The 14,540-nt window shown below is 35.8% G+C and carries 15 protein-coding genes; 11 read left to right on the forward strand and 4 right to left on the reverse strand.

The window, feature by feature from the left end:
• Positions 1–129: 129 nt before the first annotated feature.
• From JOE44_RS04400 to JOE44_RS04445, 10 genes are all read left to right on the forward strand, one after another.
• Positions 130–2,358 (forward strand): zinc-dependent metalloprotease, encoded by a 2,229-nt coding sequence (locus tag JOE44_RS04400; protein WP_209784501.1) that lies wholly within the window; start codon positions 130–132, stop codon positions 2,356–2,358.
• A gap of 100 nt (positions 2,359–2,458) precedes the next feature.
• Positions 2,459–2,890 carry a transposase gene (locus tag JOE44_RS04405; RefSeq protein ID WP_209784502.1) on the forward strand — a complete coding sequence of 144 codons (432 nt, stop codon included), beginning with the start codon at positions 2,459–2,461 and terminating at the stop codon, positions 2,888–2,890.
• Between the two features lie 14 nt (positions 2,891–2,904).
• Positions 2,905–3,753, forward strand: coding sequence for an IS3 family transposase (locus tag JOE44_RS04410; protein WP_209785203.1), 849 nt, complete (start codon positions 2,905–2,907; stop codon positions 3,751–3,753).
• 469 nt (positions 3,754–4,222) lie between these two features.
• The gene (locus JOE44_RS04415) at positions 4,223–4,936 is read left to right on the forward strand and encodes a glycohydrolase toxin TNT-related protein (RefSeq protein WP_209784503.1); all 714 of its coding nucleotides are present in this window, start codon (positions 4,223–4,225) and stop codon (positions 4,934–4,936) included.
• Positions 4,937–4,946: 10 nt separating this feature from the next.
• Positions 4,947–5,357 (forward strand): hypothetical protein, encoded by a 411-nt coding sequence (locus tag JOE44_RS04420; RefSeq protein WP_209784504.1) that lies wholly within the window; start codon positions 4,947–4,949, stop codon positions 5,355–5,357.
• A 105-nt stretch (positions 5,358–5,462) separates the two neighbouring features.
• Positions 5,463–6,194: an energy transducer TonB gene (locus JOE44_RS04425; protein ID WP_079241613.1), complete on the forward strand. Its 732-nt coding sequence runs from the start codon at positions 5,463–5,465 to the stop codon at positions 6,192–6,194.
• 104 nt (positions 6,195–6,298) lie between these two features.
• Complete coding sequence (locus tag JOE44_RS04430; RefSeq protein WP_034694493.1) at positions 6,299–6,766, forward strand: nucleoside triphosphate pyrophosphohydrolase family protein; 468 nt, start codon at positions 6,299–6,301, stop codon at positions 6,764–6,766.
• Between the two features lie 3 nt (positions 6,767–6,769).
• On the forward strand, positions 6,770–7,333 hold the full coding sequence (locus JOE44_RS04435; RefSeq protein ID WP_209784505.1) for a thioredoxin family protein: 564 nt from the start codon (positions 6,770–6,772) through the stop codon (positions 7,331–7,333).
• Between the two features lie 3 nt (positions 7,334–7,336).
• Complete coding sequence (locus JOE44_RS04440) at positions 7,337–7,942, forward strand: DUF4230 domain-containing protein (protein ID WP_209784506.1); 606 nt, start codon at positions 7,337–7,339, stop codon at positions 7,940–7,942.
• 71 nt (positions 7,943–8,013) lie between these two features.
• On the forward strand, positions 8,014–8,199 hold the full coding sequence (locus JOE44_RS04445; protein WP_209784507.1) for a hypothetical protein: 186 nt from the start codon (positions 8,014–8,016) through the stop codon (positions 8,197–8,199).
• Positions 8,200–8,293: 94 nt separating this feature from the next.
• On the opposite strand, the gene leuB is transcribed toward JOE44_RS04445, so the two are convergent.
• The 4 genes from leuB to JOE44_RS04465 form a co-directional block, all read right to left on the reverse strand.
• Positions 8,294–9,418: a 3-isopropylmalate dehydrogenase gene (gene leuB / locus JOE44_RS04450; protein WP_209784508.1), complete on the reverse strand. Its 1,125-nt coding sequence runs from the start codon at positions 9,416–9,418 to the stop codon at positions 8,294–8,296.
• Positions 9,411–10,007 (reverse strand): 3-isopropylmalate dehydratase small subunit, encoded by a 597-nt coding sequence (gene leuD / locus JOE44_RS04455; protein ID WP_209784509.1) that lies wholly within the window; start codon positions 10,005–10,007, stop codon positions 9,411–9,413. The genes leuB and leuD overlap by 8 nt, the downstream gene beginning before the upstream one ends.
• Positions 10,008–10,147: 140 nt before the next feature.
• Positions 10,148–11,536 carry a 3-isopropylmalate dehydratase large subunit gene (gene leuC / locus JOE44_RS04460; RefSeq protein ID WP_209784510.1) on the reverse strand — a complete coding sequence of 463 codons (1,389 nt, stop codon included), beginning with the start codon at positions 11,534–11,536 and terminating at the stop codon, positions 10,148–10,150.
• Positions 11,537–11,564: 28 nt separating this feature from the next.
• The gene (locus tag JOE44_RS04465) at positions 11,565–12,728 is read right to left on the reverse strand and encodes a 2-isopropylmalate synthase (protein ID WP_209784511.1); all 1,164 of its coding nucleotides are present in this window, start codon (positions 12,726–12,728) and stop codon (positions 11,565–11,567) included.
• Positions 12,729–12,876: 148 nt separating this feature from the next.
• On the opposite strand from JOE44_RS04465, the gene JOE44_RS04470 reads away from it, so the two are divergent.
• The gene (locus JOE44_RS04470) at positions 12,877–14,421 is read left to right on the forward strand and encodes a hypothetical protein (RefSeq protein WP_209784512.1); all 1,545 of its coding nucleotides are present in this window, start codon (positions 12,877–12,879) and stop codon (positions 14,419–14,421) included.
• Positions 14,422–14,540: the final 119 nt, after the last annotated feature.

The following is a 14,540-nucleotide window of genomic DNA, read 5'->3' on the forward strand; positions in this document are numbered from 1 at the left end:
TCTTTTTTATTGAATTTTATAAAATATTTTTAACACCCCCTTCTGTTTAAGGGAATACTGACAAAAAGTATACAGATAAAATATATTTTTAGGCATTTTTTTTACTATTTTTGATAAAAATACATTTGCGTGAAAAAACAATTATTGATGATAGCGATGCTCGCATTGTCGGGTATTACATTCGCACAGACAGATCGTTTATGGACCTCGCGTTCCTCAAAAGTATCTTTACCGATTTTAGAAAGCATGTCACGTTTTGAAAATCCCCAGCTTTATCATCTGAATATAAGCGGATTAAAAAATGCATTGGCTAAAGCCCCAAAAAGATCAACACAGAAATCTGAAACAATTATCTCTTTTCCCAATTCAGCTGGGAAAATGGAAAATTTCAAGGTAGCAGAAAATTCTAATTTTGAACCTGAGCTGGCTGCTAAATATCCAGATATCAAATCTTATATAGGTGTAGGTGTGGAAGATCCTGCATCAAAGGTTTATTTCAGCATTTCTTCGCTGGGACTTTCTTCTATGGAAGTATATGGTGACAAGTCCTCTGTTTTTATTCAACCTTATACCAAAGATCTTTCAACTTATATCATTTATAGAAAGTCAGATAGTAAAGACAATCTGAATAAACTTGAATGTAAAGTTTTAGAGGGAGCTCAAAAAGGAAATCTCAAGGCCGTATCAAATAAAAATGCAGATGATGCCATATTAAGAACTTTCAGGCTTGCTCTTTCTTGCACAGGAGAATATACCTCTTATTTTGGGGGAACAAAAGCTCAGGCTTTAGCAGCTATGAACAATACAATGACCCGCGTAAATGGTATTTTTGAAAACGATTTTTCAGCAAGAATGGTTCTTATTGCCAATAATGACGATATCATTTATACAAATGCATCCACAGATCCCTACTCTCCATCTTCACAAATGAAGAATTGGAATTTGGAGCTCATGAAGAATTTAAACACTTCTATCGGAAATAATAATTTTGATATTGGTCACCTTTTCGGAAGAGATGGAGGCGGTGGCAATGCAGGTTGTATCGGATGTATTTGTGATAATGATATGTCCACTTATCAGGATCAGGGGATAACCTATCCCAGCAGCTACAAAGGAAGTGGATACACCTCTCCGGCAAACGGCAATCCTTCAGGAGATACTTTTGACATTGATTTTGTAGCTCATGAAATGGGACATCAGTTCGGAGGAAACCACACATGGTCATACGAACCACAATCTGGATTAAAACCCGTAGAACCAGGTTCAGGATCTACCATCATGGGATACGCTGGGGTCACTAATTATGATGTTCAGAAAAATTCAGATCCGTTTTTTCACGCTTTAAGTATTGAACAGATTACCGATAATATCAAAACAAAAACCTGTTCTGAAAATACCAATACAGGAAACTCAATTCCTGCAGCAAATGCAGGGCTTGATTATATTATTCCTAAAAGCACGCCTTTTATGCTTACCGGATCCGGAACTGATGCAGACGGAGATCCGCTCACCTATATCTGGGAACAAATGGATAAAGGAACTTCTTCTGAAACAGGAGCTAATTCTGCAGCAAAAGAAACAAAAATTGCAGGCCCTATATTCAGATCATGGACTCCTTCAAGTTCTCCTGTAAGATATTTTCCAATAATGTCTTCTATTTTAGCAGGCGCTCTTAAGACAACAGGGACGGAAATAGATGTTGAAGCTCTTCCCGCTGTTGCCAGAACTTTAAATTTCAGACTCACTGTTCGCGATAACAAAGCCGGAGGTGGTGGAAATAATTCGGATGACACTAAGATCACTGTTAATCCAGTAGCAGGGCCATTTGCCATAACCTCGCAAAACACAGCAGTTTCCTACGTAAAAGGGAGCTCGCAAACAGTAACATGGGATGTAGCAGGAACTACAGCCAATGGAGTGAATACAGCCAATGTAGATATTCTATGGTCAACAGATAATGGAATTACGTGGACAACATTATTGACAGCAACCCCTAATGACGGGTCAGAAGCCATTACAATCCCTGATACTTTAACCAGTTCTGGAAGAATAATGATCAAAGGAAGCAATCATATTTTCTTTGATATCAATAATGCCAATATTTCTGTAAAAACTTCTGACGACAAATCAACAGATGCAAATTCATCATCTACAGAAATCAAAATGTATCCTAATCCCGTAAAGGATATTCTTACTCTTACCAATACAAGCAATGAAGAATATAAAATCTATGACATGTCCGGAAGACTTGTCAGCGCAGGGAATCTTGAAAGCGGAACAGTAAATGTCAATAAACTAACCAATGGAACCTATGTAATCCAGGTGGGAGGATTTGCAAAACAATTCATTAAAAAGTAACAAAAATATATTTCAATCAGAAAGCTGCTCATTCGGGTAGCTTTTTTTATTTGATAAAATGTCTCGTCCTAACATAGCGTTACACAAAAAAAGTAATTTTATGGAATCATTTCACAATCAGTATGTAAAACGTAGCCAAAAGGATTACAGCGTCTCCTTTAAATTGGCGGTAGTAAAAGAAGTAGAGAGTGGCAGTATTGGCAATCGTGCAGCAATGCGTAAGTATGGTATTCAAGGTCACGGCACTATAACGGAATGGCGAAGAAAATATGGTACCTTTGATATAGACAACCGCTCCCAACATAAAGCTATGCAAACACCTGAACAAAAGATTAAAGAGCTGGAAGAGAAGTTAAAACGTCTGGAACGTCATAACGAATATCTTGAAACCCGTTTAACGGAATCGGAAGACAAAGCCGCTATTTTGGATAAATTGATAGACCTGGCGGAGGAAGAATATTTGATTCCGGTAAGAAAAAACTCCTTTCCCGATCAATCCAGCATCTCAGCAAAGAAACAAAAAAAACGATAAGTTATCTTTGTAGATTGGTCGGGATCAACCGACAGCACTATTATCGAAGCTTTTGGCTTAGAGATCAAAAACAAGCCCGGGCTGACCAAGTGATTACACTGGTCAATAACCTGCGTTTGATGATGCCTCGTGTGGGTACAAGAAAGATCTATCATATGCTGGCGGACTCTCTGCATACATTACATGTGGGACGAGATAAACTTTTCAGCATACTCAGAGCCAATCATATGCTCATAAAACCCAAAAGAAACTATCGAATAACCACCAATTCCCATCATCGATTCAGAAAGCATAAGAATCTAATAGAAAATATGCCATTGGAACAGCCGGAACAAGTATGGGTTTCAGATATCACTTATATTGGAGGGCGAGACAGGAATTGCTATCTGGCTTTGGTTACAGATGCTTATTCTAAGAAAATAATGGGATATGACCTTTCTAATAGTTTGGCAACTGAGGGATCTCTGCGGGCCCTGAATATGGCTATAAAGAGAAGAAATTATAAAAAAAGCTTAATTCATCATTCCGACAGAGGCTTACAATATTGCAGTCATGTTTATCAAAAAATATTGAAAAAGAAAAATATCAGACCCTCAATGACTGAAAGCTATGATCCTTATGCAAATGCTATTGCAGAAAGAGTAAACGGAATACTCAAGCAAGAGTTCTTATTAGAAGATTATCAGGTAAATATACAGACAATGAAGCTATTGGTAGAAGATGCAGTTCACATTTATAATACCAAAAGACCACATTGGTCGTGTTATATGAAAACACCGGAGCAGATGCACAAACAAAATAGTGTAAAAATAAGAACGTATAAAAACAAATATAGTTGTCGGGAAAACCCAACAACTATATAATAAATATTAGTATTTTTATCCTATTAATATGTAACGCTTATTTAGGACTAGTCAAAATGAAAATATAAATTCAAATACGTTTATTATTTAATTAAATTTTACAATAATGTTTTATTTAAAACAAAATAACTAATATTTAAGTTTTTTAATTTAAATTTATCACATAGCAATATTTCATTGTGCCGTTTACCCAGATTGTATTTAAGGGAGCTACAAGCCGTTTTTTGACGTCTGATGCAGTTGCTTTTTTTGACTCTATTTTGATATAAATTGGTATTTCCAGCAATTTATAGCCAGAAAAGTATATTATTAAATTAAATTCCGGCACTCAAAAAATTCTGTTATTGACTGGAAAAATAGTAATACTACCATATCAGTATTTCCATTTAAGATTTCTGTAAAAATAATGTTTCAAAAAGGTACTCCCTCTAATACCTCAATAATTTTAAAATAATTTAAAATTTTTTATATGAAACATTTATTTAAGTACATTTTTTTTTTAGCAATCACTTCTTTCTCGGTTGCCTGTAGTTCGGACAATGATGACGTAATAGATATCAATCCTGACGTTACTTCTGTCTTCTACAAAAACGCTGATGAACTGGCGGTAACATATGACCCCAATAATTCGGTAAGTCAGGCAATCAGAAATCAGGCATATGATCTTTACAAAAGAGGCAAATGGAGTGAACTGGAATCTCTTTTTAAAGCAAATAATTTAAATGGCAGCTGGCCGCCTGCAAACGGAGGGTATAATATCGTGGATGATGTTGCTTTACAGGTTGGGCAAAAGTTTGACAGATACAGCGGCGCTGTAGGCAGCTACAACGGTACCGGGGTTCCTACATTAGGAGGAAGTTTCACAAGCCCAATTATCAATGGATATACCTATACATTTACTCAAAGAGCGTTAAATCAGCCTGAAGACAAATACGATTTCTATTATGAAATTGATGTTTTGAATAACTCCATGCAGTTTAAAACCCAGACCGCAGACATCATTCCTTGGTTCGGCCAGGCAGGAAAAGGAAAACAAACCATGTGGAAAATCCCTGTTGATATCAATACAGGATACCAGAAAACTTGGAATAAGCTGGCAGAAGAAGGTTATATAAAAGTTACCATTAAGAAAAGCCCTAGTGGAAAATATCCTAACTTAGTAGGCACAGTTATTCAGCCATAAATCTACCCAGATGTATTCAATATCAGAAAAAATAAACATTACCGAAAAAGCTTCTGTTGAAAAAAACAGCTTTATCAATGATGAAGCTCTTCCATCAGCCATAATAACTTTCAGCTGCGGCCATTGCCGCCACAAAAATACAGTTGAAATCGTTCCCTATGAATCAGGATTTCCTATCTTTCAAGTATATAATGAAAATAAAGTACTTTCAAGAGAAGAATTATTAAAACACGGAATAGTAAACAAAACCTCTCAGAGAATGCTTCACTTTGGAGAATTGACCGTCAATGATCAACCAACATTATATTTTGGCACAGACTGTACTTCCTGTCATTCAAAATACATCTGTGTATTCAGCTTTGGAGAGAAACAGCCGGGATTGATGATATTAAATATATCCGGCGTTTGGAAATATGAATAACTGAAATCATTTCTACCCATACAATAAAAGTCTACAGCCTGAAAGTTGTAGACTTTTTCTTAATTTAGCGAACAAACTAATTTAACCCGTGAAGCACATCTAAAAATGAAAAAAATAACACTGTTTCTTTTTACCCTATACTTTGGCTCAGCATTTTCACAAAAAACATTAGCTCAATATCCGGACGGCCAGTTTCCATACCAAGGAGGTTCCATCCAATTATTTTCAGACATGCAGAACTATTTCCTGAAAAGCGGCTCAAAACCATGTGATCAAAATGAGATGTATTTTGTAAGCCTAAAGATTGATGAGAATGGTAAGCCTGCTTTAGTAAAGAAAAAGAGCGATGATCCTATTATAGAAAAGAACAAATGCGCTTTTACTCTTGTTGTCAAATCTTTAGGAAGCTTAAAAAACTGGCAGCCTGCAGAACAAAACGGACAGAAAGTTGCCGCTTATTTCGATTTTATGTTTCAACCCAAAGATTTTTTTGAAAATTACAAACCCGATTACGATATTGTTAAATCATATCAGTCTGCTGCCATGCCCGGAGGGATGAAAGCATTTAGAAAAGATGTTCTTGAAAGCTTAAATAATTATTTGGATTGGGAAACTTACAACCCAAAAGGAACATTTCTTATATCCTTTTCAATAGATGAAAATGGAGACATCACCAATGTAGATCTTGAGCCCAAAGTAGAAAACAATAAAATTCTTCTTGAGGATGTAAAATTTGCTCTGAAAAAAATAAAAGGGAAGTGGAGTCCAGCAAAAAAGAATGGAACACCAGTAAAATCATGGTTTAGAATGCCAATTAACTTTAATTCGCAGGAATAAAATAAAAACAATAGACAGCCTGCGCTTTTGAGTCTCATATTTTACTCGTGTACATTTCACATTTTACAAATCCTTTTCTATCTTTGTGGAAAATAAAAAAATTCATGGATAAAATTGATAGTCTGAACCAAGTAGCAGAATTCCATACTACTTTCAAAGCCCCTATTTTAGATACCCCACAAATTCCTTCTCCGGAAAGATGCAATCTTAGAGTGGAGCTTTTACAGGAAGAATTGAACGAACTGAAACAAGCCATTGCAGATAATAATATTGTAGAAATTGCAGATGCATTGTGTGATCTTCAGTATGTTTTGAGTGGAGCTGTACTGGAATTCGGACTTGGCAACAAATTTGTAGAGCTATTCAACGAAGTTCAGCGCTCCAATATGTCGAAAGCATGTGACAATGAAGAACAGGCAAAGGAAACTGTTGAATTTTACAAAGAGAAGGAAGTAGAATCTTTTTATGAAAAGTCCGGAGAAAAATTCAATGTTTACAGACAGGCAGATCATAAAGTATTAAAAAACAAATACTACTCTCCTGCTGATTTAAAATCAATTATTGAAAAATAACATATGAAAAAATTTATTACCAATATTATTGCCTTTTCAAGTTTATTTTTAGCTGCACAACAGGTTAATGCTCAAAAAGTAGTAGTAAACCGTGAAGTTGAAACTCAGAAAGATGGCAAAATGCTTTTAGGAAACCAACTGAAAGAGCAGTTTTTAAAAGCTCCTTATGCAGATTGGTATGTAAAAGAACATGATGAGTATGTTCTTGACCAAAAAGCCGTCAGTGAATTAAAAAAAGAGAAAATCGGGACTTATGATATTATTGTATTCATGGGAACCTGGTGTGAAGACAGCCACAGAGATTTTCCAAGACTGATGAAAATATTGGAAGCCGTAAGCTATCCGGAAAATAAATTGAATATCATAGCAGTAAACCGTAAGAAAGAATCTCCAACCGGAGATGAAAGTCTTTACAATCTTCAAAAAGTTCCTACCATTATCCTGAAAAGATATGGAAAAGAAGTGGGAAGAATTATAGAAATGCCTACTACAGGATATATCGAGAGGGATTTAGTTGAAATTCTTAAAAAGAATGATTCGTCTGTCATCAAAGAAATTTTTAAATAGATTTTGAGAAATTATAGAACAATATTATCCTTTGCAGCCGGTGCCGGTGCCATGTTTCTTCTGTTTTTTGGACTGAAGTCCTGCCTGAACCTTGGAAATAAAACTGAAAAGTCTGATTATTATATCCTGACCAATCAGATTTCCAAGATGAATAAAATGGTGGTGATGGAGCAGAATACTTCCAGCATGCAGAAAACCAAGATGGGCTATGAAGTATTCGGGAAGGAAGTCTCCAGCAACAGCATTATAACTTATACAAAGACCAATGCACAGGTTTCTTATGACCTTAACAAAATGAAGATCGAAGTAGATTCTATCAATAAAAAATTGATTATCACCGAGCTTCCTGATGCCGACATAAGAATTACGCCAAGCGTTGAAATTCAGTCTTTGGATGATTCTTTTATTAACAGAATTTCAGAAAAAGATATTAAAAATGTTACCCAGAAAGCTAAAGAAACAGCCGAAAAATCAATTGATCAGAATCAGCTGAGAAGTGAAGGCCGTAAACAGCTGATAGAAAATCTTAATAATATCTTTGTTTTAGCTAAGGCTTTAAATTATGAAATAGAAGATAAAACAGGAAAAATTGGTATTTTAGGACTTTAAGGTAAAATATTTCCGTTTGGCAAACCCTTTGAATGATACCATCATATTGTTGAAATTTAAAATTCAAAGTCATGAATACAAAAGGAAACACCAAAAAGAATGAATCTGCCAATACCGCAGAAACCCAAAAGCAAAACCAGGATTTCCCCAATATTCCTGCGGCATCAAAAAAGACCAATCCGCCTGATATTGATAAAGAAGATGTTCAAAAGTCTTCAAAAAATAAATCAGGAAAAACGGATAATACCAAAAAATAAGAATAATATCCCTTACAGGTTTAAAAAATTGAAAAGTTCCGTCTCATATGAGGCGGAACTTTTCTTTCTAACTATCTAACTGAACTTTTTGTTTTTATACAATGGTAGATTTTCCGATCTTGATATTTTCAAAATTGTAATATGATTTCTCGGAATATCTGATATGGTCTGCAATAAAACTTCCCACTTCACTCGTTGAATAATATTGTTTGGTATTAAGATCAATGGTAACATACTTGTTTTCAATAGCATGTTCTACAGATTGTCTCAACTTATCTGCTGCTGCCTGTAAATTCAGATGGTCCAGCATCATGGCTACACTTAAAATAGAAGCAATAGGATTCGCTATTCCTTTCCCTTTGGCCTGCGGGTAAGATCCATGGATAGGCTCAAATAAAGCATTCTTCTCTCCTACTGAAGCAGATGGCAGCAGTCCGATAGAACCGCCAATCACACTGGCTTCATCAGAAATAATATCGCCAAACATATTTTCGGTCAAAATAACATCAAAATGTTTAGGATTAAGAATCAGCTGCATGGCTGCATTATCTACAAACATATAATCAAGCTGTACATCCGGATATTCAGGGGCAATTTCCTGACATGTTTTTCTCCACAATCTTGAAGTATCCAGAACATTAGCTTTATCAATAAGGGTAAGCTTTTTCTTTCTTTTCTGAGCTTCCTGAAATGCCATATGAGTGATAGGAATAATATCTTCACGGCTGTATTTGCAGACATCATAAGCATACGCTCCTTCCGGGTCTGTAAATTTTTCACCAAAATAAATTCCACTTACCAGTTCTCTGAAAATCTGGATATCAGCTCCTTCGATAATTTCTCTTTTAAGCGGACTTTTATCAATTAATGATGCATACGTTTTCAAAGGACGGATATTAGCAAACAACCCCAATTCTTTACGTAGTTTCAATAATCCTTGTTCCGGTCTCACTTTTGCTTCCGGATTGTTATCAAAAACAGGATCCCCGATAGCTCCGAAAAGTACTGCATCAGATTCCTTACATATTTTCAACGTCTCCTCAGGTAAAGGATTTCCTGTCTTAAAAATAGCTTCTGCCCCGATCAATCCATAGTCAAAATGGAATTTACATTGAAAAGCTTCCGCAATAACATCTAATATTTTAATGCTTTCACTGATAATTTCCGGGCCAATCCCATCTCCGGGAAGAACTGCGATTTTAAAATAATTGTTACTCATTTGCTTTTTGTGTTTTTAATTCAAATTCTGTGATGGTTTGTTTTCTGCTGATTAGAAAATCAATATCGTCATAGCCGTTTAACAGGCATATTTTTTTGTAAGAATCAATTTCGAAAGTTTCAGTGGTATCTTTAAAGCTTACAGACTGCAATTCCACATCAATGGCAATTTCATTGTCTGGATTTTCATTGATTCCTTCCAGGATTTCTTTTAAAAATTCTTCGGAAACCTTTACAGGAAGAAGGCCATTATTTAAGGCATTCCCTTTAAAAATATCCGCAAAATAGCTGGAAATAATTACTTTGAAACCATAATCAGTTAATGACCATGCTGCATGTTCACGACTGCTTCCACATCCGAAATTGTTTCCTGCCACCAAAATTTCTCCACTGAATTTAGGATTATTCAAAACAAAATCAGGATTTGGTTCTCCTGTATGAATATTGAACCTCCAGTCTCTGAACAGATTTTCTCCGAAACCTTTTCTGTCTATACTTTTTAGGAATCTAGCCGGAATAATCTGGTCTGTATCTATATTTTCTGCCGGCAACGGAACTGCGCGGGATTTTAAAACAACTAATTTTTGCATGTATTCTACATTGTTAGACTTTGAACCACAAAAGTTTTTTCACTTCAGTTTACTTAAGAAAGGATAAAAAGAACCCATATAAGAAATTCGCATTACAACCTTTTGTGTCTTTGTGGCTTAAACATAATTTAAAATTACTTTTAGTTTACACTTTCAAAAGCTGAAATTTTACCTTCTATGGCTGCTTTTGCTGCAGTAAGCGGACTGGCAAGAATCGTTCTCGCACCTTGTCCCTGCCTGCCTTCAAAGTTTCTGTTGGAAGTGGAAACACAATATTCCCCTTCCGGAATTTTATCATCATTCATCGCCAGACATGCTGAACATCCCGGCTGACGAATCTGAAACCCTGCCTCATTGAATATTTTATCCAATCCTTCTTCATAAATCTGTTTAACAACCTGCTGAGATCCGGGAACAATCAGAGCTTTTACAGCCTCAGATTTGCTTTTTCCTTTGATATATTGAGCCGCAGAACGGAAATCCTCTATTCTCGCATTGGTACAGCTTCCTATGAAAACATAATTAACCTTGATGCTGTTCACAGCCTGTCCGGCTTCCAGCCCCATATATTTCAAAGCTTTCTCTTCCGATTCGTTTTGAGGAGCCGGAATCACTTCACGGATTGAAATTCCCATTCCCGGGTTGGTTCCATAAGTAATCATTGGATAGATATCTGAAGCATCAAAGCTAAGTTCCTCATCAAATGCAGCTCCTTCATCTGTTTTCAGAGTGCTCCAATAGGCTACTTTTTCATTCCAGTCTTCTCCTTTGGGAGCAAATTTTCTCCCTTTTACATATTCAAAAGTAGTTTCATCAGGCGCAATCATTCCGCCTCTGGCACCCATTTCAATACTCATATTGCAAACAGTCATTCTTCCTTCCATCGACATTTCTTCGAACACATTCCCTGCATATTCACAGAAATATCCTGTTCCGCCATCGGTTCCTATTTTTGAAATGATATAAAGAATAACATCTTTAGGCTGAACATTTTCATTCAGTGTACCATTAACGGTTATTCTCATGGATTTTGGCTTGTTAAGCAACAAACACTGGCTTGCAAATACCTGAGCAACCTGACTTGTTCCGATTCCAAAAGCAATAGATCCAAATGCTCCATGGGTAGAGGTATGGCTGTCTCCGCAGACAATACTCATTCCCGGCTGGGTAATCCCTAATTCCGGAGCGATGATATGAACAATTCCCTGGTATTGATGTCCCAATCCGAAAAGTTCAATATTGTTTTTATTACAGTTTTCTGTAAGCTGCTCTACCTGATTTCTTGAAAGTTCATCTTTAATAGGCTGTTCCTGATGCAATGTAGGTACATTGTGATCCGCAGTGGCTACAATCTGTTCCGGTCTGAAAATTTCCAGATTTCTGGATTCAAGTTCTGCAAAAGCCTGAGGGCTGGTTACCTCATGAATAAGATGTTTGTCTATATAAATGATCTGAGGCCCGTCCGGAATGGTTTCTACCACGTGAGCGTCCCATACTTTATCAAAAAGTGTCTTTTTACTGTTGTTCATTTTACTTTTATCTTGATTTAAATCAAACCTATCCTATTTTTCTGCTGAAAGAATCCATCATCATGCTCAGATCATCATTTCCTATTTCCTTTTTAAGATCTGCAATTTTTAAAAACTCCTGATACAGATAATCCAATTCATTTTTGGTAACCTCATATCCGATATGTTTGAAACGGTAAGCCAAGGCTGAACGGCCGCTTCTGGCAGTAAGGATGATTGAAGAAGCATTTACCCCTACTTCTGCAGGATCAATGATTTCATAAGTTTCTCTGTTTTTAATCACACCATCCTGATGAATTCCTGAGCTGTGAGCAAAGGCATTGGCTCCTACAATAGCTTTGTTTGGCTGTACAGACATTCCCATCAGATCAGACACCATTGTACTCATTTCATTCAGCATTCTGGAATTCACATCGGTATGAAGATGCAAATCTTTATGCTGTTTTAAAATCATAACCACTTCTTCCAAAGCCGTATTACCTGCTCTTTCTCCCAATCCATTGATCGTACATTCAATCTGGCGGGCTCCGTTAATCGCTCCCGCAATGGAATTCGCAGTAGCCAGCCCAAGGTCATTATGACAATGACAAGAAAGTACTGCTTTTTCAATCCCTTTTACATTTTCTCTCAGGTATTTTATTTTCTGACCATATTCTTCAGGCAGACAATACCCTGTTGTATCAGGAATATTTAAGACGGTTGCTCCTGCTTTGATAACGGCCTCGCAAACCTGCGCCAGATATTCATTGTCTGTTCTTCCGGCATCTTCCGCATAAAATTCTACATCTTCCACATACGTTTTGGCATATCTTACCGCTTCGGCAGCTCTTTCAATAATATCCTCTCTTGTTGAGTTGAATTTGTATTTAATATGAGAATCAGAAGTACCGATCCCGGTATGTATTCTTGGTCTCTTTGCAAACTTCAGTGCCTCTGCTGCTGTATCAATATCCTTTTTATTCGCTCTCGTCAGTCCGCAAACCTTAGCATTTCTTACCAGTTTTGAAATTTCTGAAACAGATTCAAAATCTCCAGGACTGGAAATTGGAAATCCTGCTTCAATGATATCAATTCCTAATTCATCAAGCCTTTCAGCAATAATCAGCTTTTGTTCCGTATTCAGTTTGCACCCCGGAACCTGCTCCCCATCTCTCAGTGTTGTATCAAAAATTTCAATTTTTTCGGAATTCATAAGTGAAGTTTTTTACTTAATTTTGGCTCAAAACTACAGCTTGCAATATTTTTTCATTTTCACTTTTTCTGAAAATTACAATATTCAATAGCTGAAAAAATAGCCGTATTTATTTGTTAATCAATAATTTAATTTCTAAAAATATACAATGGCAGAATTGCAGAAAGATTTTTTGTTTGTATTGGTAAAGTCATTGACCACCTCTGAAAAAAGACAGTTTAAGCTCTACGTAAACCGTCTCGGAATTAATGTAGATGCCAAATTTCTTTTATTATTTTCCGAGATGGATAAAATGAAGGAATATGATGAAAGTGTGATTATTGAGAAAAAAATTTCCACAAAACAGCAGCTTTCCAACCTTAAAGCCCATCTTTATAAACAAATCCTGGTGAGTCTCCGCATGAACCCGAGTCATCAGAACTACAGAATCCAGCTTCGGGAGCAATTAGATTTTGCCAATATCCTTTATCAGAAAGGACTTTACAAACAGGCTTTAAAAATATTAGACAAAACCAAACAATCCGCACTGGAACTGGATGAAAAAAGTATTGCTTCTGAAATTATTGACCTTGAAAAAGTAATTGAATCACAATTTATTACACGAAGTATTGAAGGCCGTGCCGAAGAATTAATCAAACAGTCTCAGGAGATTAGTAAACAAAACCGCTATACTACAAAACTATCTAATCTTTCGCTGAAATTATACAGTGAAATGCTGACTCACGGTTATGTAAAAAATGATGCAGACCGGCAGGAAGTGATGGATGTTTTTAATGCCCAGATTAAAAATATAAACCCTGAGAAACTGAATTTCACAGAAAAACTATGGTATTACAAAGCCCATGTCTGGAAAAACCAACTTTTACAGGACTACAAATACACACTGAAATATGCCTATCAATGGGTAGATCTTTTTCATAAAAAGCCAGAGATGATCTACAGTCATCCTGTCTGGTATATTAAAGGAAATACTTATCTGCTAAAGATTCTGTTTCTGTATGGAAATATTGATATTCTGGAAGAGCATTTTAAGAATTTTAATACAATGGTACATGCAGAGAATTTTGTACAGAATGAAAACCTTCAATCTCTTATTTTCCTTACCCATTATAATACGCTGATGAATATTCACTTTGTAAAAGGGGAATTTTTTACCGGAACAAAGCTTATTCCTGAGGTAGAATTAAAAATGGAAAAACTCAGAGAAAGGATTGATGAGCACCATTTCATGATTCTCTATCTGAAAATGGCCGCTATGTTCTTCGGCAGTAAAATGTTTGACAAATCGATTGAATATTCCATGAGAGTTATAGAATCTAAGGGAAATGTACAGGAAGATCTATTGTTTCATACGCGGATTCTGATTTTAATGGCCAAATATGAGTCGGGAAATGATGAAGACTATGATGAATTTATTGCTTCTACTTTAAAGTTTGCCAAGAAAATGAAAAAGCCGGAAGAGTTCCATTTTGAAAGCATTCAGTTTTTTAAGAACCTTAATAATCAGGTGCCGGATCAAAGACAGAAAGCATTTGAAAGCTTTGATAAAAAGCTGGAAGAGTTTTCCAATAATGAATATTACCGTCGTTCGTTATTCTATATTGATATCCATGGATGGATTAAATCTAAAGTACAAAATGTTGACGTGATTGAGATTATCAAGCAGAAAGTAAAGTACAAAAGAAAACATTAAATAAAAACACGTAATATACTATATTATAATATTTTAAAATGCTTTATTTAATCTAAAATAAAACGTATAAAAAACATTTTTTATCTTATCATTAGGTATTAACAGGTCACTCCTCCGGA

Source organism: Chryseobacterium sp. PvR013 (assembly GCF_017833095.1).
In the GTDB taxonomy this organism is placed as follows: Bacteria; Bacteroidota; Bacteroidia; order Flavobacteriales; family Weeksellaceae; genus Chryseobacterium; species Chryseobacterium culicis_A.

What these genes read in the sequence shown, in the direction of transcription:
- leuB (WP_209784508.1), bottom strand. Translation starts at nt 9,418, where the DNA reads ATGAGTAACAATTATTTTAAAATCGCAGTTCTTCCCGGAGATGGGATT.
- leuD (WP_209784509.1), bottom strand. Translation starts at nt 10,007, where the DNA reads ATGCAAAAATTAGTTGTTTTAAAATCCCGCGCAGTTCCGTTGCCGGCA.
- JOE44_RS04470 (WP_209784512.1), top strand. Translation starts at nt 12,877, where the DNA reads ATGGCAGAATTGCAGAAAGATTTTTTGTTTGTATTGGTAAAGTCATTG.
- JOE44_RS04405 (WP_209784502.1), top strand. Translation starts at nt 2,459, where the DNA reads ATGGAATCATTTCACAATCAGTATGTAAAACGTAGCCAAAAGGATTAC.
- JOE44_RS04435 (WP_209784505.1), top strand. Translation starts at nt 6,770, where the DNA reads ATGAAAAAATTTATTACCAATATTATTGCCTTTTCAAGTTTATTTTTA.
- JOE44_RS04465 (WP_209784511.1), bottom strand. Translation starts at nt 12,728, where the DNA reads ATGAATTCCGAAAAAATTGAAATTTTTGATACAACACTGAGAGATGGG.
- JOE44_RS04425 (WP_079241613.1), top strand. Translation starts at nt 5,463, where the DNA reads ATGAAAAAAATAACACTGTTTCTTTTTACCCTATACTTTGGCTCAGCA.
- JOE44_RS04415 (WP_209784503.1), top strand. Translation starts at nt 4,223, where the DNA reads ATGAAACATTTATTTAAGTACATTTTTTTTTTAGCAATCACTTCTTTC.
- JOE44_RS04420 (WP_209784504.1), top strand. Translation starts at nt 4,947, where the DNA reads ATGTATTCAATATCAGAAAAAATAAACATTACCGAAAAAGCTTCTGTT.
- JOE44_RS04445 (WP_209784507.1), top strand. Translation starts at nt 8,014, where the DNA reads ATGAATACAAAAGGAAACACCAAAAAGAATGAATCTGCCAATACCGCA.
- JOE44_RS04430 (WP_034694493.1), top strand. Translation starts at nt 6,299, where the DNA reads ATGGATAAAATTGATAGTCTGAACCAAGTAGCAGAATTCCATACTACT.
- leuC (WP_209784510.1), bottom strand. Translation starts at nt 11,536, where the DNA reads ATGAACAACAGTAAAAAGACACTTTTTGATAAAGTATGGGACGCTCAC.